This is a genomic window from Leifsonia sp. SIMBA_070, assembly GCF_046534635.1.
GTDB lineage: Bacteria > Actinomycetota > Actinomycetes > Actinomycetales > Microbacteriaceae > Leifsonia.
In genome coordinates, this window is the sequence record NZ_JAWRYK010000002.1 from 336,032 (window position 1) to 362,173 (window position 26,142).

At 71.4% G+C, this 26,142-nt stretch carries 30 protein-coding genes; 11 read left to right on the plus strand and 19 right to left on the minus strand.

Features of this window, described 5'->3' with window-relative positions; translation table 11 throughout:
- Positions 1-28: 28 nt before the first annotated feature.
- The 3 genes from SB754_RS17405 to SB754_RS17415 all read right to left on the minus strand — a co-directional run bounded on the left by SB754_RS17405 (position 29) and on the right by SB754_RS17415 (position 2,194).
- The gene (locus SB754_RS17405; RefSeq protein ID WP_410783665.1) at positions 29-739 is read right to left on the minus strand and encodes a copper resistance CopC family protein; all 711 of its coding nucleotides are present in this window, start codon (positions 737-739) and stop codon (positions 29-31) included.
- Positions 736-1,473 carry a YcnI family protein gene (locus SB754_RS17410; protein WP_410783666.1) on the minus strand — a complete coding sequence of 246 codons (738 nt, stop codon included), beginning with the start codon at positions 1,471-1,473 and terminating at the stop codon, positions 736-738. The genes SB754_RS17405 and SB754_RS17410 overlap by 4 nt, the downstream gene beginning before the upstream one ends.
- A gap of 73 nt (positions 1,474-1,546) precedes the next feature.
- Entirely contained in the window at positions 1,547-2,194 is a 648-nt protein-coding gene (locus tag SB754_RS17415; RefSeq protein ID WP_410783667.1) for a hypothetical protein, read from the minus strand.
- Between the two features lie 132 nt (positions 2,195-2,326).
- On the opposite strand from SB754_RS17415, the gene SB754_RS17420 reads away from it, so the two are divergent.
- From SB754_RS17420 to SB754_RS17430, 3 genes are all read left to right on the plus strand, one after another.
- Positions 2,327-2,986: a response regulator gene (locus tag SB754_RS17420; protein ID WP_410783668.1), complete on the plus strand. Its 660-nt coding sequence runs from the start codon at positions 2,327-2,329 to the stop codon at positions 2,984-2,986.
- Positions 2,987-2,990: 4 nt separating this feature from the next.
- Positions 2,991-4,670, plus strand: coding sequence for a hypothetical protein (locus tag SB754_RS17425; RefSeq protein WP_410783669.1), 1,680 nt, complete (start codon positions 2,991-2,993; stop codon positions 4,668-4,670).
- Positions 4,671-4,961: 291 nt separating this feature from the next.
- A complete protein-coding gene (locus SB754_RS17430) occupies positions 4,962-5,987 on the plus strand; it encodes a hypothetical protein (RefSeq protein ID WP_410783670.1) in 1,026 nt (341 codons plus the stop codon).
- Positions 5,988-6,017: 30 nt separating this feature from the next.
- On the opposite strand, the gene SB754_RS17435 is transcribed toward SB754_RS17430, so the two are convergent.
- Genes SB754_RS17435 through SB754_RS17450 form a run of 4 tightly spaced genes read right to left on the minus strand, consistent with a single transcriptional unit; the run spans position 6,018 to position 8,455 of the window.
- On the minus strand, positions 6,018-6,674 hold the full coding sequence (locus SB754_RS17435; RefSeq protein WP_410783671.1) for an NUDIX domain-containing protein: 657 nt from the start codon (positions 6,672-6,674) through the stop codon (positions 6,018-6,020).
- A gap of 29 nt (positions 6,675-6,703) precedes the next feature.
- Positions 6,704-7,762, minus strand: a complete 1,059-nt coding sequence (locus SB754_RS17440) for a YihY/virulence factor BrkB family protein (protein WP_410783672.1) — start codon at positions 7,760-7,762, stop codon at positions 6,704-6,706.
- A complete protein-coding gene (locus tag SB754_RS17445) occupies positions 7,752-8,030 on the minus strand; it encodes a hypothetical protein (RefSeq protein WP_410783673.1) in 279 nt (92 codons plus the stop codon). The genes SB754_RS17440 and SB754_RS17445 overlap by 11 nt, the downstream gene beginning before the upstream one ends.
- Positions 8,027-8,455: a phage holin family protein gene (locus SB754_RS17450; protein ID WP_410783674.1), complete on the minus strand. Its 429-nt coding sequence runs from the start codon at positions 8,453-8,455 to the stop codon at positions 8,027-8,029. Before SB754_RS17450 ends, SB754_RS17445 begins: the two co-directional genes overlap by 4 nt.
- Positions 8,456-8,540: 85 nt before the next feature.
- Here SB754_RS17450 and SB754_RS17455 point away from each other — a divergent pair, with 85 nt between their 5' ends.
- The 3 genes from SB754_RS17455 to crcB are packed head-to-tail and all read left to right on the plus strand — an operon-like array spanning position 8,541 to position 9,885.
- On the plus strand, positions 8,541-9,065 hold the full coding sequence (locus SB754_RS17455) for a universal stress protein (protein WP_410783675.1): 525 nt from the start codon (positions 8,541-8,543) through the stop codon (positions 9,063-9,065).
- The gene (locus SB754_RS17460) at positions 9,065-9,511 is read left to right on the plus strand and encodes a fluoride efflux transporter FluC (RefSeq protein WP_410783676.1); all 447 of its coding nucleotides are present in this window, start codon (positions 9,065-9,067) and stop codon (positions 9,509-9,511) included. Before SB754_RS17455 ends, SB754_RS17460 begins: the two co-directional genes overlap by 1 nt.
- Complete coding sequence (gene crcB / locus SB754_RS17465) at positions 9,508-9,885, plus strand: fluoride efflux transporter CrcB (protein ID WP_410783677.1); 378 nt, start codon at positions 9,508-9,510, stop codon at positions 9,883-9,885. The genes SB754_RS17460 and crcB overlap by 4 nt, the downstream gene beginning before the upstream one ends.
- 12 nt (positions 9,886-9,897) lie before the next feature.
- On the opposite strand, the gene SB754_RS17470 is transcribed toward crcB, so the two are convergent.
- Complete coding sequence (locus SB754_RS17470) at positions 9,898-10,260, minus strand: nuclear transport factor 2 family protein (RefSeq protein ID WP_410783678.1); 363 nt, start codon at positions 10,258-10,260, stop codon at positions 9,898-9,900.
- 46 nt (positions 10,261-10,306) lie between these two features.
- On the opposite strand from SB754_RS17470, the gene SB754_RS17475 reads away from it, so the two are divergent.
- Positions 10,307-10,810, plus strand: coding sequence for a hypothetical protein (locus SB754_RS17475; RefSeq protein WP_410783679.1), 504 nt, complete (start codon positions 10,307-10,309; stop codon positions 10,808-10,810).
- Positions 10,811-10,831: 21 nt separating this feature from the next.
- On the opposite strand, the gene SB754_RS17480 is transcribed toward SB754_RS17475, so the two are convergent.
- Positions 10,832-11,284, minus strand: a complete 453-nt coding sequence (locus SB754_RS17480; RefSeq protein ID WP_410783680.1) for a MarR family winged helix-turn-helix transcriptional regulator — start codon at positions 11,282-11,284, stop codon at positions 10,832-10,834.
- A gap of 135 nt (positions 11,285-11,419) precedes the next feature.
- Between SB754_RS17480 and SB754_RS17485 the strand changes: the two genes are divergently transcribed.
- The 3 genes from SB754_RS17485 to SB754_RS17495 all read left to right on the plus strand — a co-directional run bounded on the left by SB754_RS17485 (position 11,420) and on the right by SB754_RS17495 (position 14,958).
- Positions 11,420-12,625, plus strand: coding sequence for an MFS transporter (locus SB754_RS17485; protein WP_410783681.1), 1,206 nt, complete (start codon positions 11,420-11,422; stop codon positions 12,623-12,625).
- A 47-nt stretch (positions 12,626-12,672) separates the two neighbouring features.
- Positions 12,673-13,644 (plus strand): hypothetical protein, encoded by a 972-nt coding sequence (locus tag SB754_RS17490; protein ID WP_410783682.1) that lies wholly within the window; start codon positions 12,673-12,675, stop codon positions 13,642-13,644.
- A 93-nt stretch (positions 13,645-13,737) separates the two neighbouring features.
- Positions 13,738-14,958 (plus strand): hypothetical protein, encoded by a 1,221-nt coding sequence (locus SB754_RS17495; RefSeq protein WP_410783683.1) that lies wholly within the window; start codon positions 13,738-13,740, stop codon positions 14,956-14,958.
- A gap of 123 nt (positions 14,959-15,081) precedes the next feature.
- Here the strand turns inward: SB754_RS17495 and SB754_RS17500 are convergent, their stop codons facing one another.
- The 10 genes from SB754_RS17500 to SB754_RS17545 all read right to left on the minus strand — a co-directional run bounded on the left by SB754_RS17500 (position 15,082) and on the right by SB754_RS17545 (position 23,963).
- Positions 15,082-15,411, minus strand: coding sequence for a ParB family protein (locus SB754_RS17500; protein WP_410783684.1), 330 nt, complete (start codon positions 15,409-15,411; stop codon positions 15,082-15,084).
- A gap of 144 nt (positions 15,412-15,555) precedes the next feature.
- Positions 15,556-16,596: an NAD(P)/FAD-dependent oxidoreductase gene (locus SB754_RS17505; RefSeq protein WP_410783685.1), complete on the minus strand. Its 1,041-nt coding sequence runs from the start codon at positions 16,594-16,596 to the stop codon at positions 15,556-15,558.
- On the minus strand, positions 16,593-17,129 hold the full coding sequence (locus SB754_RS17510; RefSeq protein ID WP_410783686.1) for an isoprenylcysteine carboxyl methyltransferase family protein: 537 nt from the start codon (positions 17,127-17,129) through the stop codon (positions 16,593-16,595). Before SB754_RS17510 ends, SB754_RS17505 begins: the two co-directional genes overlap by 4 nt.
- A gap of 48 nt (positions 17,130-17,177) precedes the next feature.
- Positions 17,178-18,296, minus strand: coding sequence for a type III polyketide synthase (locus SB754_RS17515; protein ID WP_410783687.1), 1,119 nt, complete (start codon positions 18,294-18,296; stop codon positions 17,178-17,180).
- A 74-nt stretch (positions 18,297-18,370) separates the two neighbouring features.
- Positions 18,371-19,543, minus strand: coding sequence for a mannitol-1-phosphate 5-dehydrogenase (locus SB754_RS17520; RefSeq protein ID WP_410783688.1), 1,173 nt, complete (start codon positions 19,541-19,543; stop codon positions 18,371-18,373).
- A 10-nt stretch (positions 19,544-19,553) separates the two neighbouring features.
- Entirely contained in the window at positions 19,554-19,991 is a 438-nt protein-coding gene (locus SB754_RS17525; protein ID WP_410783689.1) for a PTS sugar transporter subunit IIA, read from the minus strand.
- Complete coding sequence (locus tag SB754_RS17530; protein ID WP_410783690.1) at positions 19,988-21,616, minus strand: PTS mannitol transporter subunit IICB; 1,629 nt, start codon at positions 21,614-21,616, stop codon at positions 19,988-19,990. Before SB754_RS17530 ends, SB754_RS17525 begins: the two co-directional genes overlap by 4 nt.
- A complete protein-coding gene (gene ptsP / locus SB754_RS17535) occupies positions 21,613-23,337 on the minus strand; it encodes a phosphoenolpyruvate--protein phosphotransferase (protein ID WP_410783691.1) in 1,725 nt (574 codons plus the stop codon). Before ptsP ends, SB754_RS17530 begins: the two co-directional genes overlap by 4 nt.
- 2 nt (positions 23,338-23,339) lie before the next feature.
- Positions 23,340-23,606, minus strand: a complete 267-nt coding sequence (locus SB754_RS17540) for an HPr family phosphocarrier protein (RefSeq protein ID WP_410783692.1) — start codon at positions 23,604-23,606, stop codon at positions 23,340-23,342.
- A 48-nt stretch (positions 23,607-23,654) separates the two neighbouring features.
- Complete coding sequence (locus SB754_RS17545) at positions 23,655-23,963, minus strand: PTS sugar transporter subunit IIB (RefSeq protein ID WP_410783693.1); 309 nt, start codon at positions 23,961-23,963, stop codon at positions 23,655-23,657.
- Positions 23,964-24,174: 211 nt separating this feature from the next.
- On the opposite strand from SB754_RS17545, the gene SB754_RS17550 reads away from it, so the two are divergent.
- A complete protein-coding gene (locus SB754_RS17550) occupies positions 24,175-26,079 on the plus strand; it encodes a BglG family transcription antiterminator (RefSeq protein ID WP_410783963.1) in 1,905 nt (634 codons plus the stop codon).
- Positions 26,080-26,142: the final 63 nt, after the last annotated feature.

The following is a 26,142-nucleotide window of genomic DNA, read 5'->3' on the forward strand; positions in this document are numbered from 1 at the left end:
GGCGCCGAAAGCCCCTCCCCGCCTCCGATCAGTCCCGGCGGGACGGGTCGTCGGCCGGGTCGTCGGCTGCTGCCGGCTTCCTCCGCGCCGTCACGAGCACGATCACCACGCCGATGACCGCGAGCACCACGATCGCGATCCCGATGCCGATCACCAGCCCCAGGTCGGTGCCGCTGGACGCGGCGGTGGGCTGCGGCGTGGAGGCGGCGGCCGTCGCCGCCGGGGTCGCGCCGGCCCCCGAGCCGGTCGGGCCCGGCGATGCGTCGCTCCCGGAACCGCCCGAACCGCCCGAGCCACCCGTCCCGCAGGGCGTGGCGTCGGCCCCTGCGGCGGCTGTCGCGCCCGCAGGCGGTTGATAACTGAAGCCGTACGACGACGACACCGTGTGACCGTCCGCGGAGACGATCTGATACGTGACCGTATACTTCCCCGCTCCGCCGAGCGCGACGGGCGCGCTCAGCTTGGTGTCGGCCACGGTCGCGCATCCCGTCTCGAAGTGGCGGGTCCCCGAACCGGGCCCCGTCACGGTGAGGAGGTTGGTCGACCCTTTCCCGGAAAGATCGAGCACGCGATCGTTGAAGGTGAGTGTCACGGTGTCGAGGGCGGAGGTCACCGTGGAGTCGGCCGTGGGGTCGCTCCCGACGAGGTAGTCGTGCGCCTCCGCCGCAGCGACCGGAGCGAGGGCGAGCGCGACGGCGGCCGCGAGCCCAGCGGTCGCAGCGAGCAGCCTGTTCCTCATCCCTGCACCTTACGCTCGGCCCGACGAGCCACCCGGGTCAGCGCGAAGACCGCGATGACCAGCGCTATGGCTCCCAGGGCGAGGCCCCCGATGCCCAGCGCGATCGAGACGACCGTCGCCGTCGTGCCCGCCGACGCTGCGCTCGGCGCGGGCGTCGCGGTGGCGACGAGGTTCGTCGCACCGCCCTCGGAGGGCGCACTGTCCTTCACGTAGAGGGTGGGAGCCGGATGCTCCGGCTCGGCGCCGGAGGCCGGGGTCGGCTGGTTCCAGTCCACGACCGTGCCGTCCGAGTAGTACTGGTGCGCCGGGAGCGCGACCGACCCCGTGTCGGGGACGGCGCCGGCCGACACGGTGAACTCCTGGAACTGTCCGGGGGCGATCTGGACGCCGCTGTCCGCGGTCCAGGTGACGCGGATCGGCGCCTCGGTGATGGTCCCGTCGTCGGTCTTCACCGGCTTGACGAGCTTCTCTGTGTCCACCGTGGTCGTCCAGCCCGCCAGCGGGAGGTAGCTGACCGAGGTGAACGGCGTCGTCGTCGGCAGGTCCACGACCAGCTTGACCGTCCCTGCCGTCGCGGATTCGGTGGGCACCTTGAAGGTGAGGGTGGCGTAGCTGCCGGGTGCCGCCTCGTCGGGGTCGACGCGGACGTGGGCGTCGGCGGCGAGTGGTGCGCCCAGCAGGAGCAGGGCGGTGGATGCGGCCGCGATGGACGCGGCGAACGTGGTCTTCTTCATGGGGTCCTCTTGATCGGATCGTCGGTGAGCGCGTGCGCGCGTCTCAGCGCCGACCCCGGACTCCCGGTCGGCGTCAGAACGCGCAGGCGGCAGCCGGCGGCCCGCGATGACGCAGACGTGCGAGAGGGAGGCCGAGGTCGCGCAGTCGCGCCGGCTCGGCGGTCGCGGTGGGCACAGCCGAGGGCCGGACCGGCACCGGAACGACGACGAGCCGCTCCGCCGTGCGCGCGATGCGCACCCGCGCCGTCTCGAACAGGTCCCAGAACGCGCGCTCGCCGAAGCGAAGCGCGACGACGGTGACGAGGACGGCAGTGGCGTGCGTCAGCCACATGGAGGGGCTGAGGTCGGAAGCGTGCGCCGCGTGCATGGCGCCGGTCGTCATGGCCGACGTCGACATCGCCTCGGTCGTCATAGTCAGATGCGACCCGGCGTGCAGGTGTGCCATCCCATCCGGCGAGCTGAAGTGCGCGCTCCCGACGCCGAGCGAGAACAGAGCGTGGAAGAGGAACTGGCTCAGCCCGACGGCGGCGGCGAGCCTCCAGAGCGACAGCCGCCGGCCCGTCAGTGCGATGGAGGCCAGAGTGGCGAAGGCCAGGCTGAGCGCGACGGAAACGAGCCCTGGCGCTTCACCCCCGCCCGCCACGTGGAACAGCGCGGCGACGAAGATGGCGACGCCGGAGGCGAGCATGCCGCGTGCGACGCGTGCCCACCTCGATGCCATCTGCAGTCCCTCCGGTCGTCGGGTGTTCGCAGCCAGTCTACGGAACGGATGGCTGCAGGCACCGGAAAGCGGCCCACAACGGGGGTGGGCGACCCGCCCTGAGCAGCGGCCGCACCGGGTTATCCTTCGGGGGTGGCGGTGGACACGTGGCGGCGGAGGGTGCTGGTCGTGGAGGACCACGCCCTCATGCGATCGCTCGTGGTCGACGCGTTCGGTCAGCGCGGCTTCGACGCGGCGGCGGCGGCATCGGCGGTGGACGCGTTGGAGCTCGCCGAGACCGCAGACCCCGACCTCCTCGTCACCGACATCGACCTCGGCAGCCGGCCGAACGGGGTCGAGCTCGCCACCATCCTGCGTCGGCGGGCGCCGTATCTCGCCGTGCTGTTCCTCAGCAACCTGTCCCGCGACGCCGCAGCCACTCAGGCGCGCAGCACGGTGGAGGGCGCCTCCTTCGTGAACAAGGCGGCGGTCGAGTCGGTCGAGGACCTGGTGGATGCCGCCGAGGCAGTGCTCGCCGACCGGCCTGTCGTGCAGGAGCGGACCGGAACCGACGCCCGGTCGCGGCTGCTGCGTCTCACCGCCGGGCAGCTCGAGACCACGCGGCTGCTGGCGGCCGGGCTCTCAAACGCCGAGATCGCCCGGCGGAGGGACGTGACGGTGCGGGCGGTGGAGAAGAGCGTCGAGCGGGTGTTCCAGGCACTGGGCCTCGCGGGCGGCGAGCGCACGACCCCGCGCGTCGCCGCTGCGACCCTCTACACGTCGACCTTCGGCGACCCCGAGTCCGGGATCTGAACCGGTGACGCCGCTCCGCCAGTCGGTCGCGCGGGCGTGCGGCCCGTTCGCGATCACCTGGTGGACCTGGCTCGCCACCCTGCCGTTCGCTCTGACCGTGATGTCGGGACTCCAGTACGTGACAGGAGGGCCTGGCGCGGTCGCAGCTGTCGCCGGTCTGCAGCACCTCATCCTCGGCGGCCTCCTGATGCTCGGAGCCGCCATGCTGCGGGTGGTGCGCCGGAGTGCGCGTCCATTCGCCGTGTTCGCGATCTTCGCCGCGATCGGGGCGGCGCGCCCGCTGCTCTTCCTCGAGGCGGGCGGCCTCCTCGGCATCCCGGTGGCGGCGGGCGACCTCGTGGGGCGCATCGCCATCAACGTGGTGGTCGTGGTTTCCGTGTTCTCGCTGATCGCGGTGGCGGTCGACCTGATCCACGAGCATCGGGGCGTGTTCCGGCGTCTGCGCACCGCGCAGCGGGCGTCGGAGCGGGACATCGAGTGCGCGACCGAGCGGCTCGCCCGCTTGCGCGGCCGGGCGGTCGACGAGGTGATGGCGGCCCTGGAGGAGGCGGCGTCGGCCGCCGCCGTGGAACCGCCGGAACCGGCCGAAGCCGCACGGCTCCTGCGAGCACTCGCGGAGGATGTGGTCCGCCCGGCCAGTCACCGCGTCTACGACGACGATGCGGGGGCCGGCGCCCCGGAGCCGGAGGCGCTCTCCTCCGGCGAGTGGGGAGCCTCCGTCATCGGGGCGATGCGGGCGGCGCCGGTCGTCTCCACGGCGGTGCTGTTCACGGTGCTGGTCGTGCCTTTCGCCCTCCTGCTGTCCGGGCCGCCTGCGCTGCTCCCTGTGCTCACCGGGCTGGTCGTGCTGCTCATCGCCGGCGTCGCAGTGTCCGCCGTACCGCTCCCGGACCGCGCCGCCCGCCGACTGACGGCCCTGCTGGCGCTGTACATCCTCGTCGGGGTGCTCCTCGCGTCGGTGGGCGCCATCCAGCTGACCCTCGCGGGCGCCGACCCGTCACCCGCCTGGTTCGAGGCGGTCACCTTCCCTGTGATCGCGATGGCGGTCGCCTTCGTCGCGTCGCTGACGACGCGGGTGCAGCAGGACCAGGAGCGCTTGGAGTCTGCGCTGCAGGCGAACGTCGCCGCTGCCGCACGCGTCCGCGCGCACGTCGAGAGGGAGCGCGCCTCGCTCGCCCGGGTCCTGCACGCCGGGGTGCAGTCGGAGCTCATCGCGGGGGCGCTGATGCTGGCCTCCGCGCCGAAAGCCGATCGGGAGGCGGCTGCCCGCCGTGTCGCCGAGATCGTCGGCCGGGCGCGCGAGGCGCTCGGCCGAGGGCAGGACGAGCAGGAGGCCGGCCCGGAGGAGGTTCGCGCGCTGCTCGAGAGCTGGTCGTCGGCGATCGACCTGCGCGCTCACGTGGACGACTCGGTATGGGAGCGCCTCGCCGACCCCGCCCGGGCCTCCGCCGTGGTGGATGCCGCCTCCGAGGGTCTGGCGAACGCCGTGCGCCACGGCGACGGTTCCGTGGTCGGCGTCGCCCTCCGGCCAGCCGGAGCGGACGGCATCGAGGTCGTGATCGAGTCGGGAGGGACGCTCGGCGCGGCCAGCGCCGGCATCGGGCTCCGGCAGCTCGCCGAGCGCGGAACGGTCGGTCTGCGCGAGGTCGCCGGGCGTGTCGAACTCGCCGTCGCCATCCCCTGACCGCCCGCTGGGAGAACCGTCGTATCAGCCGTACCGCCGTGCTGCCAATGGCCTGCTGAGGCCTAGATTCCGGGGGACGGCAGTGCGAGCCGCCCGCGGTCCCGGACGGGGGCGCCTGCGTGACCCGAACGCGCGGGATGCGCCCCTGCCGGGATCTATTCGTCTGCATTGATGGAACATCCAGCCGAAATCCGATAGAAAAGACGGGTACCCGATTCGCGCCAGCCGGTGCGTCGCCCGACCGACTCGTCCCAGGAAGTACTCAGCAGCGTGCCCCAGTCCACTCCCTCCGTGCGGCCTCGCCGCACCCTCCGGGCACCCGTCGTGGTGGATGTGGACCAGCAGCCCGAGCTCTCCGATGACCCGGTGACGGCGTTCACGACGCCCGATGAGCTGACGGCCGCGCAGCCGTTCACCAGTCGCCGTGAGCGGCTGGAGGCCGAGCGCAGCCGCCCCCGCAAACGCGAGCGCGTCGTCGTCAAGCCGGCCCGCGCCGAGCGACCGCCGAAGGCGGAGCGCCCGGTCCGTACCGCTACGGCGCCGCGGACGACGCAGGCCCGGTCGGTACGCCCGGAGCGCCGGCGCTGGGGCGTCCACGCCGTCGTCATGCTGGCGCTCGCCGCCTTCTTCGGCACCGCAGCGCTGCCCGCCTACGCGACGACCGGAGAAGGGTCGACCGTCGGCGCCGCCCGCACCGCGCTCGCGGTGCAGACCCTGACCGGGGGCGGCGGTGTTACGCAGGTCGTCGCCCGCGACGGCCTCGACATCCAGGAGAGCCCGCAGGCGCTCGACTCGACCACGAACTCGACGGTCTCCCCGACCGTGCAGGCGCTCGCCGTGCAGATCATGGGCGCCGTCGCCTCGGGCCGGCTCGTCGGCTCGACGCCGAACCACATCCCCGAGATCGCCGATCTCGCCGAGGGCCACGCGGTCGCCGGCTGCGGTGTCGACTACCGGGTGCTGCAGGCCATCTCGGTCGCGCTCGACAACTTCAACCAGGTCGGCGTCAGCGACATCAACCGGCGCTGCACCGGGCAGATCGAGGGCGCGGGCACCGACTCCGCCCATTACGCCGACGGCGGCGGCCACGCGGTCGACTTCTACCTGCTCAACGGCTCGCCCCTCACCGGTGGCGACGCCAAGTCGATGCAGCTCATCCGCATCCTCGACCCGCTGGTCCCTGACGGTACCGGGCTGGGGCAGATCGAGTGCCGTTCGTCGATGGACCTGACGAACTTCAAGCCGTTCGACGACACGTGCAACCACCTGCACATCGACTTCCTGAAGTCGGACGGCGCCACCCTCCGCTACGGCTGATCCGCCGGAGATGCCACCGAGCCGACCCTCTCAGCCGTAGAGGTTGAGCGCGGCCCACTGCAGAAGGATGACCGTCTTGCCGTCGGCGATGCGGCCGTCGGACACCATCCCGAGGGCTTCTTCGTAGGGGACGACCACAGCTTCGATCTCCTCGCCCTCCTCCTCGACCCCGCCGCCGCCCGCGATCTCAGCCGGCGTGTACCGCGCCGCATAGAAGTGGACCCGTTCGGTCACCGAACCGGGGCTCATGTACAGGTCGAACAGGTGCGTCAGCTCGCCGATGCGCACGCCGAGCTCCTCAGCGGCCTCGCGGCGGATCGCCTCCTCCGGGCTGTCGCCGTCGAGGAGGCCCGCGGCCGACTCGATGAGCATTCCGTCCGGGTGGCCGTTCACGTATGCCGGAAAACGGAATTGGCGGGAGAGCAGCAGGGTCCGGCCGACCGGGTCGTACAGCAGCACCGTCGCGCCGTTTCCGCGGTCGTACGTCTCGCGCGCCTGCGTCGTCCACTCGCCGTGCCGGCCGCGGTAGTCGTAGGTGGTGCGGCGCAGCACGTGCCAGCCGTCTGAGGTGACTTCGACCTCCCGGATGCGGACGTCCGGATTGCCGCTGAGGTCGCGCCCGGTCTCATGGAGGCCGGTGCGGCCACGGCTGTCGGGGCGGTCGTGGCCGGGTCGCTCGTCGCTCATAGGGCGAGCCTAGCCAGCCTCGACGGTGCTCAGCGGGGCGATTGCGGCTCGCGGTAGCGCCGGCGGATCTCCCGGGCGGCCAGGACGTCTCCCGCGTGCGCCTCGCGCGCCTTGGCCAGCGCCTTGTCCGACTTGAGCGGCAGGCGGAGCACGTCGTCCGCCTCGATCCCGGCGACCAGCTCCCGCGCCCGCTCGACCTCGGAGTCCAGCTCGGCGCCGAACAGCAGCGCGTTGTTGGCGATCCAGATCCACAGCAGGAACACGATGATGCCGGCGAGGGTGCCGTAGGTCTTGTCGTAGTTGCCGAAGTTGCCGACGTAGAACGCGAACAGTGCCGACGCGATGCCGAGCACGATGATCGCCGCGATGGACCCGGGGGTCAGCCAGCGCACCCGGGGATGCTTGATGTTCGGTGTAGCCGCGTAGAGCACCGCGACGAGCAGGATGATGACGACGACCACGATGGGCCAGCGGATGATGGACCAGGCCACCTGGAAGGCGTCGCTGAGCCCGATCAGTCCGCCCAGGAATTCGGCCACCGGCCCGGAGATCACCAGCAGCAGCGCGAGCAGCGACAGCAGCACGAGCGCCAGCAGGGTCACGCCGAGCTGCACCGGCCGGAGGGCGATGAACGTCCGGCCCTCCTGCACCCCGTACACGCGATTCAGCGACCGGCCGAACGCGCCGACGTACCCGGAGGCCGACCAGACCGCGCCGACGATGCCGATCGCCAGTGCCCATCCGGTCGCGGGGGAGGACGCGAGGTTCTCGATCGGGCCTTTCAGGACGTCGGTCATCCCCGGCGCCAGTTCGTCGACCATCCCGAACAGCGCGTCGATCCCCGCCGTGCTCTGGCCGACGATGCCGAGGAGGCTGACCAGCGCCAGCAGGGCCGGGAACAGCGACAGCACGGCGAAGTAGGTCAGCCCAGCGGCCAGGTCGGTGCACTGGTCGGTCGAGAAGCTGCGCATGGTGCGCTTGAGGATGAAGCCCCACGGCAGGCGGTACCACGGCTCGCTGCGGCGGTCCTCGATCCGCCTGACCGCCTTGGCGCGGTCGCTGCCGACGCCGCCCTGGTCAGCCGGCACGCCCGCGTCTCCGCAGGAGCAGGGTCGCGATGCCCGCCGCGGCGCCGGCGAGACCGAGGAACACCCCGGCGAAGAGCGCGGGATGCGACCGGATCTGGACGCGGAGGTTGAACGTGGCGAACAGGTCGTCGAGGGTGCTCGCGAGTTCGTCGCGCGTCACCTCGAGGTCGAGCTTCATCTGGTTGATCCCGGCCCCGGGGGGCAGCGGCGGCCGGCCCGCCGGGCGCTGTCCCTGGCGGCTGATCGAGGGGGTCGTCTCGGAGGTCACGGCTGCTGTCCCTTCAGCGCCTGCACGTCGGCGCTCAGTTCGCTGCCCAGATCCTCGGGCACGGGCGGTACGCCCTTGTTGAGGCTGCGCAGCCCGATGAGGCCCACCACGACGGCGATGATGAGGAGGATGACGCCGACGATGATCGCGGACAGCCACGCCGGCAGGATCAGTGCGAAGCCCAGCACGGCGGCCGTGATGAGCACCGCGAGGGCGAAGAAGAGGAAGAGCATCGCGCCGACGAGGAGGCCGGCGCCGATCCCGGCCGCCTTCGCCTTCGCTGTCATCTCGGCCTTGAACAGGGCGAGCTCGGTCGCGACCAGGCGGCGCAGCTGGGCGACGAGGTCTTTGGTGAGTTCCGGCAGTGGGCGGAGTCCGCGGGTGGTGCGCCGGCGCTCCCGCGGCAGCGGCGGCTTGTCTGCCATCGGTCGGGCTCCTCTCGGGTGCTGGTAGGGCGAACGTACCCCACCGCTCGGCGCGCGTGAACCCGTGATGGTGCACACTAGGGGCATGAGCGGCATCGACAGGGCCGGGAGGGGCGGCATCCTCGCGGCCGTGGTCCCCGGCCAGCCCATCGCTGTGCTGGAGGCGGCGGCCCGTCTCGCCGACGACCTGGACGTGCCCCTGGTGTGCGCCAACGTGGATCCCGACCGCTACGTCGTCTCCAGTTATGTGGACGGCACGGTGGTCGCGCTCCCGTACGATCCGGACCTGCCGGAGACGGAGGAGAAGCGCTTCGACCCGGACCTGGAGGCGCGGATCCGCGCGGTGCTCGACGGCCGCGGCATCCCGTATTCGCTGCAGCAGCTGGCCGGTGACCCCGCCTGGTGCCTCGCCCGCCTGGCGGACGACATGGATGCCCGCTACATCGTCGTGGGCACGCGGGAGGCCGGGCTGCGCGGCAGCGTGCGCGAGTTCTTCAACGGCTCGATCGCCGTCCACCTCGCGCACCGGCAGCACCGTCCGGTGATCGTCGTGCCGCTCAACCCGATGCCGGGGGCGCAGACGTTCCCGTGGGAAGACCCGCCGGTCTAGTGGCCGCAGTTCGTCCCCGAGCGCCTCTGCACCTGCGGCCGCGCTCGTTGCTGCTCGTGTTCCTGGGCGGCGCGGCGGGAACGGCCGTGCGCTACCTCCTGACCCTCTCCGTCCTGCCGGTGGCGGGGGTGCCACTGATCACCTTCGTCATCAACGTGACGGGTGCGTTCGTGCTCGGCTGGCTCCTCCATGCGCTCGCCCTTCGGGGCGCGGACGAGGGCGGCCGTCGCGACTGGCGCCTGTTCGCGGGGACCGGCATCCTGGGCGGGTACACGACCTACAGTTCGCTCGCGGTGGACACCGACGGACTGATCGCCGCGCACAGCGTCGGTCCGAGCGTGCTGTACGCGCTCGGCACGGTCGTGCTCGGGGCCGCTGCCTCCGTCGCAGGGATCGTGGTCGCCTCGGGGATCGCGCGCCGCCGGGCCGGCGGGGGGCGCGGATGACGACGCTGCTGGTCCTCGCCGTCGCCGTCGCCGGGGGAGTGGGCGCTGTGCTGCGGTTCGTCGTCGACGGAGCGCTCCGGTCGGTGTTGCGGGTCGGATACCCGATCGGCACCACCATCATCAACGTGTCCGGGTCGTTCCTCCTGGGGCTCGTGACCGGCCTCGCGCTCGCGCACGGTCTGCCGGCGGAGTGGCGTGCCGTGCTCGGCACGGGCCTCCTCGGCGGCTACACGACGTTCAGCACCGCCAGCTACGAGACGGTCCGGCTGGCACAGCAGCGCCGCTACCGTGCCGCCCTGGTCAACGGCCTCGGGATGCTCGTCCTCGCCGTCGCCGCGGCCGGCCTGGGCCTGTGGCTGGGCGAGCTGGCATGACCCCTGCGCTGGTCAGGCCTGCCCGGGCTCCCGCTCCATCCACCACTCGGTGAACTCGGCAGCGCGGCCGTCCTCGGCGAGGCGGACGATCCACAGGTTGCTGTAGACAGGACCGTCGCGGTAGTCGGTCACGCCCTCGACGAAATGCACGGGGCCGTCCTGGCCCAGCAGCCGCCACTCGAAGCTCGCCGCTCCCGGGTCGTCCTGGGCGTCCAGCCACCCCTCGACGATCTCGAGGTGGCCGTCCCACGGCTCCGCGAACGGCTCGGTGCGGTAGCTCGCGTCCTCGGTGAAGAGCGCACGGATGTCGTCGGGATCGTTGGTCTCCCATGCGCGTCGGTAGAGCTCGATCCAGTGGGTGATCGCGTCCGCCATGCCCCCGTTATACGCCTTGCCGGTGACGCGCCGCTACGCTGGCCGCATGCAGGAGCCGTTCGCCTCGTGGTCGGAGTTCAACGTTGCCGTCGCGGGCGCCGGTGCCGCGCTCGGCGGCCTCCTGATCGTCGCTCTGTCCGTCAACATCGCGACGATCGCCCGGTCGCGCGGGCTTGCAGCGCGTGCGGGCGCGTCCATCGCCGCCCTGATCCTCGGCGTCGCGCTGTCGTGCGCGGCGCTGATCCCCGGGCAGAGTCCCGTCGGCTTCGGCGTGCAGGTCCTGATCGGGACCGCGCTGTGCGCAGCGATCGACGTGCGGTCGGGGCTGACGGTGGCCAGGGATGCGGCGAGCGCGGGATTCGGCCGCTACACGGTCGAGCGGGTCTCGCTCTTCGCGGTTCCGACACTCGTCTACGCCGTCGCAGGGATCCTGCTCGTGGCTCTTCCCGGGTCGGTGATCGGCCTGGTGCTCGTTGCGGCGGCGACCATCCTCGCGATCATCGGGACGGTGGCGTTCTCGTGGGTCGCGCTGGTGGAGGTGCTTCGCTAGGGCGACGCTCCGTGAGACGGCTCAGGCGGGCTGCGCGCTGAGCTCGGGGAGCGCGTCGACCAGCGGCGCGAGCTCTGGCACCTCGCGAGCGCCGTCCAGCGCGCGCGCCAATGCTGCGTCGTGGAGCGGCCGGGCGGTGTCGAGGAGCTCGTGGCCCGGAGCGGTCAGCTCCGTGTAGATGCCGCGGCGATCGTCGTCGCACAGGATCCTCGTGAGGAGGCCGCGCTCCTCCAAGCGGTTGACCAGCCGGGTGGTGGCACTGGGGCTGAGCGCGCTGGCCCGGGCGAGCTGCTGCATCCGCATGTGCCACCCGTCCTGCCGGGCGAGGGCGTCGAGCACGGTGTATTCGACGACGGAGAGCTGGACGCCGCGGCTGAGGTCGCGCTCCAGCTCGGTCTCGATGTACCCGTGCAGCGCGGCCAGGGTGCGCCAGCCGTGGGCGCGCACCTCCACGGCGTCATCGGCGATGCCCATGCTCGCTCCCTTCGGACGTGCGACGCGTCGGAGTCAGGTCATGACGGACTTGCGCGAACTGGTTGCACGTGCAACTATTTATGACGCGTCTGCAACTAACAGAGTAGCGCATCCCGCCATCCAGAAGGAGACCCCATGCCCGCTGGCCTGATAGCCCTCGCCCTCGGAGGATTCGGCATCGGCTTGACCGAGTTCGTCATCGCCGGACTCCTGCCGGAGGTGGCGGCCGACTTCCATGTCGACGAGGCCGCAGCCGGCTGGCTGATCTCCGGGTACGCTCTGGCGGTCGTCGTCGGGGCGCTCGTGCTCACCGCGGCGGCGACCCGGGTGCCGCGCAAGGCGGCGCTGCTCGGGCTGATGGTGCTGTTCATCGCAGGCAACCTGCTCTCGGCACTGGCGCCCGACTACGGGATCATGCTCGCAGGCCGCGTTGTGGCGGCCCTCTGCCACGGCGCCTTCTTCGGCATCGGATCCGTCGTCGCCGCCGGCCTCGTCGCCCCAGAGAAGCAGGCCCGCGCGATCGCGCTCATGTTCACCGGGCTGACGGCCGCCAACGTGCTGGGTGTGCCCTTCGGCACGCTGCTCGGCCAGGCGCTGGGCTGGCGTTCGACCTTCTGGGCCATCACAGCCATCGGCGTCGTCGCCCTGATCGGCGTCGCGGTCCTGGTGCCGTCGGGCGTCGGGGAGCGGTCGCAGGGCGGTCTGCGCGGGGAGCTCTCCGCGTTCCGGTCGGGGCAGGTGTGGCTCTCGCTCGCCGCGACCGTGCTCGGCTTCGGCGGGATGTTCGGCGCATTCACGTACATCGCCTACACCCTGACCGGCGTCTCCGGCTTCGCCTCTGGGGCGGTCCCGTGGCTCCTCATCCTGTTCGGCCTCGGGCTGTTCGCGGGCAACTGGGTGGGCGGCCGACTCGCCGACCGGTCGATCGACCGCACACTCCTCTGGCTGCTGGCAGCGCTCGCCGTGGTGCTCGCGGCCTTCGCTCTCGTCGCGGGTCTTCCGGTGGGTGCGGTCATCGGGCTCGTCCTCATGGGGGCCTTCGGCTTCGCGACCGTGCCGGCCCTGCAGTTGCGCGTGCTGTCCTCGGCGTCCCACGCCCCGACGCTCGCCTCCGGAGCGAACATCGCCGCCTTCAACCTCGGCAACGCCCTCGGCGCCTGGATCGGCGGCCTGACCATCGCGGCCGGTCTGGGGTACACCTCCCCGCTCTGGGTGGGCGCGGCGATGACGGTCGGGGCGGTCATCGTCGTGGCGGTCGCGGCCGTTACCGACGGCCGCCGGCGATCACGAGCCGGACGTCCTGCCGAGGCGGCAGAAGAAGCTGCTCTTCCTGTCCCGTAGACCGGGGTGTACGCTCAGCCACGTCTCGAACGGTCGGGGGTGATCGCATGCCGGAAGTGGCTTTGGAGCCGCGCCGCAGCATCCTCACGCCTGCCCGCGTGCTGGTCGGATCGCTGATCGCAGGTGCAGGACTGACCGTTCTGGGCTTCCTCGCAGGCGGGCCCGCCGCATCGGCCGCAGAGCCGGCGCCACCGCCCAGTCCCGTCACCGCTCTCGTCTCGAACGTGACCGGCGGCGTGGGAGACGTGGTCGGGTCGGTCACTCAGACCGTGGCCCCGGCCCTTCCGCACCACGTCCAGTCTGCGGTCTCGGCGGTCGTGACGCCGGTCACCAGCGCGGTCGACCACGTGGTGGAGCAGGCGCCGGTCGGCGCCGTCGTCCAGCCCGTTGCCGCTGCAGTCGACCAGGTGGTGGCGGCGGTTCCGGTGCTGCGGGGCGTCCTGCCTGCTGCGCCGGTCACGTCGGTGACGCAGCCGGTGACAAGCACGGTCGACCAGACCGTGTCGGAGGCAGTGGGTGCGGTCGACACGGCCGTCGCCCCGATCACGACTCCGGGCGGCGTGCAGGCCGTGCCGCAGCCGGGGGAGACCGGAGCGGATGGCGGTTCCACGGTGCTCGGCGCCGCGATCGCGGGTCTGCTCCCTGTCGCCTCGGTGGTCGGTCGTGCGACCCTCCCGGTCTGTGACTACAGCGCCTCCTCCGGCGGCGTCGACGTGGTCCCGGGTGCATTCACGTCCGGCGCGGGCAGTGTTCCGCTCGGCGATCCGGCTGCTCCCGGCGCGCCCGGCGGGCCCAGCGGCGGTGCGCCCGGCGGGACTGTGCCCGGCGGGACTGTGCCCGGCGGAAACGGGGGCATGACAGGCGGCGGGAGCGGTCCTGGCGCAGCTGCGCCCACCCTCATCGCTACCTCCGACGACTTCTTCCTGCCCGGGTCCGCACGGACCGGGCTCACCGGCGGCGCGGCGGACGACCACGTCCCCGCCGGACCCGTCGCCGACCACGACATCAGCCCCGACTGAGTGGGTCGCGGCTGCCCTTCCGAGGCAGCACACGACCAACGCCCCGGCACGTGTGTGCCCGGGCACCACATACTCAGTCGAAAGGCATGACCCATGAACAAGTACGTATCCAGAGGGCTGTGGTTCACCCTCTGCGTCGGCGGCCTGTGGCTCGCCGGAACGGCCGCGGCCAACGCGGTCGAGACCTCCGGCAGCGACGGCGTCGCCACCGGCGACCAGGCGGTCGTCGGCATCACCGTCCCCGTCTCGATCTCGGGGAACGCCATCTCCGTCCTCGGCGACTCGTCCTCCACCGGCTCCACCGCCGCGGCCCCCTCGACGCCTGCTGCGCCGTCCGTCTCGATCTCCCCCGACGCGGTCGGCGGCGTGCTGAGCGGCGACCAGGCCGCGGTGAGCGTCAGCGTCCCCGTGGGCCTCTCCGGAAACGCCGTCAGTGCGGTGGGCGACGCGACATCGTCCGGTTCGACGGCCTCCACTCCGGCGACAGGCTCCGGAACGGGGGGCGCCAGCGCGACGTCCACCGGCTCGGAGGGGGTCGCCTCGGGCATCCAGGCGCCTGTCGCCGTGGCCGTCCCGGTGACAGCCGGCGGCAACGCGGTCTCGGTCCTCGGTGACTCGACCACCTCCGGTGCCAGGACGGCCGCTCCGGTGGCCGGAAGCGGTAGCACTGCCACCGGCGGCACGGGTTCGGACGGCAGGATCCTCTCCGGCATCCAGACGCCGATCGCCGCTGCAGTTCCTGTCACGGTCGGTGGGACGGCGATCTCGGTGATCGGCGACTCCACCTCCACCGGTGCCACCACGACCGCGCCGACGACCGGCGGGGCGACGGCGGGTGGCGGCACGCCCGGCGGCAGCACGGGTGGCACCACCGGGGGTAGTACCGGCGGCGGCCTGCTCGGCGGCATCGACCTACCGATCGGCGTCGATGTGCCCGTGACGCTCGGCGGTGGCGCGGTCAGCGTCATCGGAGACAGCACGACCACCGGCTCGACCACCACTCCGACGACCCCGACGACCCCCACCACGCCGACGACCCCGACCACCCCGACGACTCCGGTCGTCACGGGAACGCCGGATGCCGGTGCCCCGGGCGCTGCGACGGTGACTGCGTCGGCGCCCGTGTCGGTGACCGCGTCGGCCGGAGGCGGCATGGCTCTCGCGTCGAGTGGGATGTCCGGCACCACGGCCCTCGCCTCCACCGGCTCCGACGACCTCGGTCTCGGTGCATTGGGTGCGCTGCTGGCGCTCCTCGGAGTGATGCTCGCCTTCACGGCGAGCAACCACGGCCGTCGTCGCCACCACGTGCGCTGAGCCCACTCACCCGCGGAGGCGGGTCATGTCTTCCCGGCACGCCGGTTCCCCAGCCGCCGGCGTGCCGGGAACTCGCCGTGTCCGGAGATCGCACGGGCGGCCGGCGGCCCGAGATGCCGCCTGCTAGAAGCCGATCGGCCTGCCGGGCGTGAGCGGCTTGTCGTTGCCGACGAACACCCGGCCGCCGTTGTAGGCCCGCTCCCGGCGCTGGACCTCGGCCAGCAGTGCCTTGTTCAGCATCTCGGACCAGCTGGTGTCCCGTTCATCCCAGGAGGTCTGGCGATAGGCGGCTCTGGCGCGATTGCGCATGGCGTCGGTCAGGTAGAACGTGACCGTCGTCCGCTTCTTCACCGGTTTGGCCGGCTCGGCCGGCGCAGCGCGCGCCACCTCCGGCTCGGCGTCGCCCACAGGGGCCGCCGCGTCGTCTTCGTGGCTGTCTGCTGCGTGGTCCATGCCTCACCCTCCTGCATATCGGATTTTCATGTCCGGTCTCACATGCTATCCGTCCATGACTGGTGCGGGCCAGTTATCCACAGCCCTACGCATGCGTTTTAGACCTGAAAATGCATGCATTGCAGATCGGGCGAGTCGGATGGCTCAGTGCGAGAGGCGCTCCACGATGCTGCCGAACAGCTCCGGACGGCGGGCCGCCGTCGACACGATCCGGGGGCGGAAGCGCGACCGCGCAGCCACGACGAGTGCGGCCGTGAGCATCCGGAAGTCGCGGGTCGTCGCCCGCCAGGCGCGCTCGTACTGCTCGGTGTTCCCCGCCCGGACAGCCGCGACCGCTGCACGGGCCTGCGCGAAGCCGACGCGCATCCCCTCGCCGGTCAACGCGTCGACGTAGCCGGAGGCATCCCCGGCCAGCAGCACGCGTCCCATCGAGCGCGAGCGTGCGCGCTGCAACAGGGGTCCGGCGCCTCGCGGATCGCTCGCCGCGGGGACACCGTGCAGCCGCTCAGCCAGCTCGGGGATGCCCGCGATGATCGCAGGGAGGTCGAGCGGCCGTGCGCCCAGCACGGCCACGCCCACGGTGCGCTCGTCGACCGGGGTGACGTACGCTTCGGCGCCCTCCGACCAGTGCACCTCCACCAGAGACGTCCACGGCTCCAGGGCGAAATGCCTCCGCACGCCGAAACGGTGACGTCCGCCCGGCTGTCCCCGGCCGTCGAGGCCCACCATCCGACGCACGGGGGAGTGGAGGCCGTCGGCCGCGATCACCCACGGAGCATCGAGAATCGCACCGTCGCTCAGGGTCAGCGCGACGCCGTCCGCCCGTTGCGTCACCGCGGTGACCTTGGCCTGGACGCGCTGTGCTCCGAGCTCCACGGCGCGCTCGGCCAGCGCCTGGTGGAGGGCGGTCCGCCGCACTCCGCGGCCCGGGCGCTCGGCGAAGCGGTGCTCGACGCGCGAGGCGGCATCCACGTACGCGATTCCGTCGAGACGCCAACCGGGCGGATCGACCCCGATCCGGTGCAGCGCCGCCAGGGCGCCGGGCATCAGCCCCTCGCCGCACGCCTTGTCGATCGGGCCGACGCGCGGCTCCACCAGCACAACATCCATCCCGTCGATGCGGGCCTCGATGGCGCACGCCAAACCGATCGGGCCCCCGCCGACGACGACGAGCTGCGATTTCATGCGCGTGCGGCGGGCGCGGCGGACGGGACTACGGAGGCGAGCGCCCGGTTCTCGCAGCGGATCCGGACCACCAGCAGCCAGGCGTTCAGCACGGTGAACGCGACCGCGGTGATCCACGCTGTGTGCACCAGCGGGAGTGCGAAGCCCTCGACGACGACGGCCACGTAGTTGGGATGGGTGAACCAGCGATAGGGGCCGCCGGTCACGAGTGGCAGATCGCGCACCACGATGACCCGGGTGTTCCAGCGCGGGCCCAGCGTCGCGATGCACCACCAGCGGAGTGCCTGACTCGCCAGCACGAGGACCAGCATCGGCCAGCCGAGCCACGGGATGAACGGGCGTCCGCCGATCCACACCTCGGCGAGGCAGGCGAGCAGCAGCCCGGTGTGCAGCGCGACCATGGCCGGGTAGTGGCCGCGCCCGAACTCCACGCCACCGCGCGCGAAGGACCACTTCGCGTTCCTGGTGGAGACGATCAGCTCCGCGATCCGCTCGGCGCCCGTGGCGAGCACGAGGACGCCATACCAGATCATGTCACCGCCCAGATCATGTCACCGCCCAGATCACGTCACCGCAGCCGATCACGGCTCGACCATCACCGGGGCAGCCGCGACGGCCGGTGCGGCGCGCTTCGCACCGTCCGCCCAGCGGAGCAGCACGAGCTCGCTCGTCACGCCCGGACCGAGCGCGAACAGCAGCCCGATGGTGCCGACGGGGTGGACATCCAACTGCTCGGCGAGCACGTGGAGCACCGCGGCCGACGACAGGTTGCCCACATTCGCCAGGGAACGCCAACTGGCGTCCAGGGCGCCCTCCGGCAGGTCGAGGGCCTGGGAGAACGCCTCCAGCACTTTGGGACCGCCGGGATGCGCCGCCCAGGCGCCCACATCCTCCACCTCGAGGCCGTGGGCAGCGAGGATTCCGCGCGCGTCGTCGGCGAAGTTCCGCTCGATGACCTCGGGCACTCCGGCGCTCAGCACGATCCGGAAGCCGGTCCCGCCGATGTCCCAGCCGATCACGTCCGCGGTGTCCGGGTAGATGTGACTGCGGGTGTCGACGACCTCCGGTCCGGCGAGGCCCAGCACTTCTGCGCGGGCGTCGCCCACCATCACCACGGCCGCCGCGCCGTCGCCGAACAGGCCGCTCGCCACGATGTTCGCCATCGAGTCGTCGCTCGCCTGGACGGTGAGCGAGCACAGCTCGACCGACAGCAGCACCGCCACCTCGTCCGGATGCCCGGCGAGGTAGTCGTTGACCCGGGCGATCCCGGCGGCGCCGGCGACGCAGCCCAGTCCGAAGCTCGGCAGCCTTTTGACATCAGATCGCAACCCGAGGCGGGAAACGAGCTGCGCGTCGATGGAGGGCGCAGCGATGCCGGTCACGGAGGTGAACAGGAGGAAGTCGACGTCGGCGGGCGCGAGTCCCGCCGAGCTGAGGGCGGCGGTGAGGGCGCGCTCGGCGAGCGAGGTCCCCTCCGCGATGAAGTAGTCGTTCGATTCCTGGAACGACGCCAGCGAGCTGTAGCGCTCCAACGGCATCACGAGGCTGCGCGTCTGCACGCCGGAGGAGGCGTGGATGCGGCGCATCACCTGCTGCCGGGCGGGGTCGGACGTGATCATCGCGAGCAGCGCCGCGGTGATCTCCCCTTGGCTGTAGCTCCGGGCGGGAAGCACGGGAGCCACCGACACGATTCGGCTCACAAGCGAAACGTACCACCGGGCCCCACTGGCGACACCAGCGGTGGGCGGATACCCAGCCGAGCGGTGAGGATCGGCTAGAGAGCGTCGTCCAGCCGGTCCTGCTGCGCCAGCGCGACGACGTCCGTCAGCGGCTCGTGGAGGGGGTGGCCGGGCTCGATGCCCATCACCTCTTCCACGATGGCTGCGGCGTCGGCCTCGTCCAGCAGGCGCTGCAGCTCGACGCTCTGGCTGTCCTCCGGAACGTCGAACCGCAGTGCCGAGCCGATCGCGGCGACCAGGGCCTCCGGGACACCGCCGACGTACTCGGCGTAATCGGCGGCCGGGCCGACGAACCGGTCGTTCCGGCCCAGCTTGCGGATCGGCTCCCGGCCCACCCGGCTGACCTCATCGACCAGGTACCGGTTGGCGAAGCGGCCGAGGATCTTCTCGCGGTACGCCGCCAGCTCCTCCTCCGGCAGTCCGTGCTTCGCGGACAGGGCGGCAGACGTCTCGCGGAGCGCAGCCTCGGCGGCCGCACGCACCTCCGGGATGCCGATCGCCTCACTGATGGTCGTCGCCCCCCGGAGGAAGCCGGTGTACGCGACCGTCGCGTGGCCGGTGTTGACCGTGAAGAGCTTGCGCTCGATGTACGGGCCGAGCGAGTCGACGAAGTGAGCGCCGGGGATGGCCGGCTCGTGGCCGCCGAACGGCGTGCGGTCGACCACCCACTCGTAGAACGTCTCCACGGTCACGTCGATGCCGGCGTCGGCCGCCTGGGCGGGCACGATCCGGTCGACCGCGGTATTGGCGAAGACGGCGCGCGCCGCGAACTCCTCCCGCGTGTCGTCGTCCGGGAGGCCGTCCATCAGCTCGGCCGCGAGCAGGTCCGTCGCGCCGATCGCGTTCTCGCACGCCATGACCGCGAGCCGCGGTGCGTCATCGGCGCGTGCGGCCAGCCCGCGGGCGATCACCGGGGCGACGAACCGGAGGATGCGCGGGCCGACCGCAGTCGTGACGACGTCGGCGGTCGCGATCTCGGCGACCAGCGCCTCCTCGTCGGTGCCGCTGTTGATCGCGCGGAAGCCGGTCACCGTCTTCGTGACGGAGTCTTCGCCCACCAGGTGGACGTCGTAGGAGTCCGCGGCGGCGAGAGCGTCGATCAGCTCCGCATTGACATCCGCGAACACCACCTCGTACCCGGCTTCGCGGAGCAGGAGCCCCACGAAGCCGCGTCCGATGTTGCCCGCTCCGAAATGGACGGCCTTCACGCTGCGCTCCCTACTCGTTGACGTCGCCGAGGAGGGTGAACAGGGCATCCGCGTCCGGGGCGTCGATCAGCTTCTGCACATCGTCCTCCTCCGAGAAGAGGATGGCGATCTTCGAGAGGATCTCGAGGTGCTCGTTGTTCTGCCCGGCGATGCCGACCACGAACCGCACCTCCTCGCCGCCCCAGTCGAGCGGCGAGGAGTAGCGGATGAACGAGAGGGCGGACCGCTTGATCTCGTCCTTGGACTCGTTGGTGCCGTGCGGGATGGCGAGGCCGTTCCCCATGAAGGTGGAGACGGTGTTCTCGCGGTCGCGCATCGAGTAGACGTAGCCCGGTTCGACGGCGCCGGCCGCGACGAGCAGCTCACCCGCCTCCCGGATCGCGTCCTCCCGGGTCGTCGCGGAACCCGCGGCCACCACGTTCGCCCGGTCGAGAATGGTGTCGGTCATTTGGTGGCGTCCTCCGTGGTCTTCTGCTGGCTGGCGACGAGGTCGACGACCTCGTCGTAGCGGGGGCTGTTCATGAAGTTGTCGACCGAGACGTGCACCGAGTCCGGAGACTGGCCCTTCGCGCGGTCGGTCAGCTCGCGCTGGGTGATCACGAGGTCGGCCGTGCCGTCGAGGTTGCTGATCGCCTGGTTGGTGACCGTCACGCCCTCGACGCCCGCCTTCTTGAACTTGTTGCGCAGGACGGATGCGCCCATCGCGCTCGAGCCCATTCCGGCGTCGCACGCGAACACGATGTTCTGCACGAGCCGCTTGGTCGCGTCGCCCTGGGCGTCGCCGGTGTCGTGCTCGCCCTCCTGGACGAGGCCGCCGAGAACCGACGACTGCTTGCCCTTGTTGGCCTCCGTCTGAGCGACGGCGGCGGACAGGTCGCCCGCGTTGCCCGCGGCGAGGTCGCGCCTGCGGCTGGCTCGCAGGATGATCGACGCGACGATGAAGGAGACGGCCGCCGCGAGGACGACGGAGAGCGTCACACCGACGAAACTGTCAGCGGGGGTCTGCAGCAGCACGGCGATGATGGACCCCGGCGAGGCCGGAGCGCGCAGGCCGGAACCGAAGGTGACGTTGACGGCGATGCCGGTCATGCCGCCGAGGATCGCGGCGATGATGATCATCGGCTTCATCAGCACGTACGGGAAGTAGATCTCGTGGATGCCGCCGACGAACTGGATCAGGGCCGCGCCGGGGGCGCTGGCGCGGGCGATGCCGAGACCGAAGATCGAGTAGGCGATCAGGATGCCGAAGCCGGGGCCGGGGTTCGCCTCCAGCAGGAACAGGATCGACTTGCCGGTCTGCTGCGCCTGCTCGACACCGAGCGGGGTGAGCACGCCGTGGTTGATCGCGTTGTTGAGGAAGAGGACCTTGCCCGGCTCGATCAGGATGCTCGCGAACGGCAGCAGGTGGGCGGAGACCAGCCAGTTGACCGCGCCACCGAGCACCGAGCTCAGCCACTCCACGAGGGGTGCGATGCCGAAGAACGCGCCGATGGAGAGCAGCATGCCGACGATGCCCGCCGAGAAGTTGTTCACCAGCATCTCGAAGCCGGCCTTGATCTTGCCGTCCCAGAGCTGGTCGATCTTCTTCATGATCCAGGCGCTCAGCGGGCCGAGGATCATGGCGCCGATGAACATCGGGATGGTGGACCCCACGATGACGCCCATGGTCGCGATGCTGCCGACCACGCCGCCGCGGACGCCGTAGACCATCCGGCCGCCGGTGTTCGCGATGAGGAGGGGCAGCAGGTACGTGATCATCGGGCTGACGAGGCCCACGTACTGCGAGAAGGTGTGGCCGCCCGGGTCCTGCGCGAGCACGGTGGCCGCGCCCGACCAGCCGACCTTCGCCTGGTCGCCGAAGCCACCGAGGATCGGGCTGATGGCCCATCCGGTGTTCTGCAGCCATCCGGTCGCGATGAAGAGCGCGGTGATGAATCCCCAGGCGATGAACGCCGGGATGTTGGGCATCACCATGTTGGAGAGGAACGTGCCGAACCGCTGCACGTGGACGCGTGTGCTGTTGGGCTTCTTGGGGGCCGACGCCGTCGCCGACGTCTGTGTCGCCGATGTCATTGTGCTGTCTCGTTTCTATCGGGGGCTGGTGAGGTGGTGAACCGGTCGGCGGCCGCGCGGACCGCCTCCCGGGCTTCGGCCGCGCCATCGGCGGCCAGTGCGGTTTCGGCCAGAGAACGGGCCTCGCCGAGGGTGTAGCGCTTCAGGGAGAGCCGCACGTCGGCCAGAGCCGCGGGCGACATCGAGAGGGTGGTCGCGCCGAGGCCGACCAGGACGACGGCGAGCAGGGGGTCCGCCGCCGCCTCACCGCAGATCCCGACCGGCTTCCCGCTCGCCGCACCGGCCGCGCCGACCTCGCCGATCAGGCGGAGGACGGCGGGATGCCACGGGTCCTGGAAGCCGGCGACCGAGCCGAGGAGGCGGTCGGCCGCGAGGGTGTACTGGGTGAGGTCGTTGGTCCCGATGGAGGCGAAGTCGGCCACCTGCAGGATGCGATCGGCGAGCAGGGCGGCCGAGGGGACCTCGACCATCACGCCGACGGTCTTCAGGCCGTACTCGCGCCCCAGCTCGGTGAAGTAGCGGGTCTCTTCGATGGTGGAGACCATCGGCGCCATGACCCACAGGTCCGCGTCGGTGCGGGCGTCCGCCTCGGCGAGGGCGGTGAGCTGCTCGCGGAGGATGTCCTCGTTGGCGCGCAGCGACCGCAGGCCGCGGAGGCCGAGTGCCGGGTTGTCCTCGTGGGCGTCGTTGAGGAACTCGAGCGGCTTGTCCGCGCCCGCGTCGAGCACCCGCACGACGACCTTCCTGCCGCCGCCGAACGCGCTCAGGAGCTTCACGTACTGCTCGCGCTGCTGTTCGACGGTGGGGGCCATCCGCTGGTCCAGGAAGAGGAACTCGGTGCGGAACAGCCCGACGCCCTCTGCTCCGGCCGCCAGCGCTGCCTCTGCGCCCTCTGCCGAGCCCAGGTTGGCGAGCAGCGGGATCGCGGTGCCGTCGGCCAATGCGCCGGGCTCGACGCCGCCCGAAAGCGCAGCCGCGCGCTCCTCGATGCGGCGGAGCGCGGCGGAGCGCTGGTCCTCGGTGGGAGAGATGGTGACCGTGCCCGCCGCCGCGTCGACGATGACCTCGTCGCCGTCGGAGAGGCGCTCGGCGCCCGCGGCGCCGACGATCGCGACGATCGACTTCTCGCGCGCCAGGATGGCGGTGTGCGAGGTCGGGCCGCCCTCCGTCGTGACGAGGCCCAGCACCTTGGTGAGGTCGAGCAGGGCGGTGTCGGCCGGTGCCAGGTCGTGCGCTACCAGGACGAACGGCTGGTCGGACTGCGGCACACCGGGGGCCGGCTGGCCCTGGAGCGCGGCGACGACCCTCTGCGACACGTCGTCGAGGTCACCGGCGCGCTCGCCCATGTAGCCGCCCAGATCCTTCAGCATGTCGCGGAAGACCGCGAAGCCCTCGAAGACGGCGCGCTCGGCCGTCCGGCCGGAGTCGATGCGCGAGGCGACGTCGTCGGCGAGGGTGGAGTCCTCCGCCATCATCGACTGGGCCTCCAGCACGTCCGCTGCCGTCCCCTCGACCGTGGAGGCGCGCTCGCGCAGGTCGGCGGCGACCGCGGCCACCGCCTCCCGAACGCGGGCCTTCTCCTCGTGGGGGGTACGCGAGCTGGGCTGGTCGGACGGCTCCGGAAGCGGGGCCGACATGCGCAGCACGGTTCCGACCGCGACGCCCTGGCCGATGCCGGCTCCGCGAAGGACGGTGTTCTCGTCGTTCGTCTGGATGCTCATGATCAGGCGTCGTGGTCCGTGGCGAGGATCTCGGCCAGGTCGTCGAGGATGCCCTCGCCGCCCGCCGCGTCGGTGGTGAGCACGATCTTGTCGCCGTGGTCGATACCCAGCGAGATCACGCCGAGGATGCTGCCGGCGTCGACGGTCTTGCCGCCCTCCTTCGTCAGCGACACCTTCGCACCCGAGCCGTTGACCGCCTCGACGAAGAGCTTTGCCGGGCGGGCGTGCAGCCCGTGCGCCGATCCGACGGTGATGATCCGTTCAGCCATGGTTTCGATCTCCTTCACTCCGTGCGGGCCGGGGTCGGCCGCCGCCTCTCATAGTGTCGTCGCCCGGGCGCTCAGGGCCAGGTCCAGCGCGCTGTCGCCGTCGAGGGCGGCAGGCGAGACGGGGGGCAGCACCGCGACGGCGGTGCCGGTGGCGGCCGCGCGTTCGCGCAGACCCGGGACGGCGTACTCCAGGTGGGCGCCGACCAGGACGACATCGATACCGGCGAGGGACTCCAGCTGGCTGGCGCTGCCCGGCTCGACCTCGACGGCGGTCCCGCGGCTGCGTGCCGCGCTCCGCAGCTTCACCGCCACGAAGGTGCTGGACGCACCGGCGCCGCAGACGACCACGATCTTCATCGATCTTGCCTTTCCGGGTGACGCAGGAGCCGCACACGGGGTGCGGGGGCTTGCTGGGGCTTGCTGGGTGGTGCTCATGGGACGACAGTCATGGTCACTCCGCGGGGTGGGACGGTTCCAGCAGCGTTTCTTCCGGGGGTGCGGAAACCTCGCCGGAACTCCCGGCCCGCGGGCGTCCGGGGTGGTTGACTCGTGGCGGAAGGTGGTCCCGGTGGCGCTCTCGGCGAAGCAGACGAGGATGCTCGACATCCTGGCGCGTCGTGCTGCCTGGGTGACGGCCGGAGAACTCGCCCACGACATCGGGGTGACCACCCGCAGCATCCGCTCGTACGCGGCGGCGCTCGGGGAGGTCGTCGAGTCCGGCCCCAGCGGATACCGGGTGAAGCCCGACGCCTACGCGGCCTACCTCGCCGGCGACGGCAGTTCGGATGCGGGGACCGCGGGTTCGCCGCAGGAGCGGCTGGTGTTCCTGGCGCGGCGCCTGCTCGACGAGCCGGACGGCATCGACGTGTACGAGACCGCCGAGAGCCTGTTCGTCTCCGACTCCACCATCGAGTCCGACCTCACCAGGATGCGCGGCCTCCTGTCGGGCACGGAGCTGACGCTGGAGCGGCGCGGCGGCACGGTGCAGCTGCTCGGGCCGGAGATCGCCCGGCGGAAGCTGCTCAGTCGGCTGTTCCGCGACGAGATGCGTCAGAGCGTCGTCGACGTCGCGCGCATCCAGGAGGCCTTCGGCTCGCAGGGGCTCGCCGAATTCAAGTCCGATCTGGTCGCGATGCTCGACGCCCGCGGCTTCTTCGTGAACGAGTACGGGATCAACGACGTGCTGCTGCACATGGCGGTCGCCCTCGACCGGGTCGCCAAGGACAGGGTGCTCCCGACGGTCGAGGAGCCCGAGGCGAGCGAGACCATCCGCGCGCTCGCCCGCGACCTGGGCGAGCTGATCCAGCGGCACTTCGGCACGGTGCTCGACCCGACGGAACTGCGCTATCTGGCCATCCTGATGCGCACCAGGGTGATCGCGCCGGGCGCCGGCCGCGACACGGTCGAGGAGTTCGTGAGCGCCGCCGACCTCGACGTCGTGCGGGGCATCATCGACCGCGCCTCCACCGAATACCTGGTCGACCTGCACGACGAGGACTTCATCGTCCGGCTGACGCTGCACGTGCAGAACCTGGTCGCGCGCGCACACGAGAACACGTACTCGCGCAACCCGCTCACCCGCTCCATCAAGAGCTCGTACCCGATGATCTACGAGCTCGCGGTCTACATCGCGAGCCGGTTGCAGGCGGCGGAGGGGATCGCGGTCAACGACGACGAGATCGCCTACATCGCCATGCACGTCGGCGCCTACCTGGAGCAGCAGTCGCGACGCCGGGACGCGGTCACCTGCGCGGTGGTCTGCCCCAACTACTACGACATGCACATCCTGCTGCGGGACCGGCTGGAGAGCGTGCTCGGCGACGAACTCGACATCACCAGCGTCATCACCTCGACGGACGCGGACTGGGGCGCGATCGACGCCGATCTGGTGCTCACCACGATCGACCCGCGGGGGAGGCGCGAGAACACGGTCATCGTGCAGCCGTTCCTGACCGAGACGGATGTGGAGCACGTCCGGCAGGCCGCCTCCCGGATCCGCCGCCAGCGCCACCGGACGCGCATCAAGAGCGAGCTGCTCGAGTACTTCGACGAGAGCCTGTTCCTGCGCAACTTCTACGCGCGCGACCCGATCACTCTCATCCGCGCGCTGGGCGACCGGATGATCGCCACCGGCGCGATCGACCAGGACTACGTCGACCAGACGGTGGAGCGGGAGCAGATGTCGTCCACCGCATTCACCGACTCGCTGGCCGTCCCGCACGCCATGACGATGAGCGCGAAGCGGACGGCGATCGCGATCGTCATCAACGACACCGCGATCGACTGGGGGGATGCGCGGGTCAACGTGATCGCGTTCATCGCGTTCTCGGCCGCCGGTCGCTCGTCCTTCCAGACCGTCTTCGACCAGTTCGTGGAGGTCTTCAGCGACCGGGAGACCGTGCTCGCGTTGATCCGGCGCTCCGACACCTTCACCGCCTTCATCGACGAGCTCGTCCGCATCATCGACGCCTGACCCCCTCCCTCACGCAACCGCCCACCGTCGAGTACACGATTTCTGCACGCGACACGCCGGGCG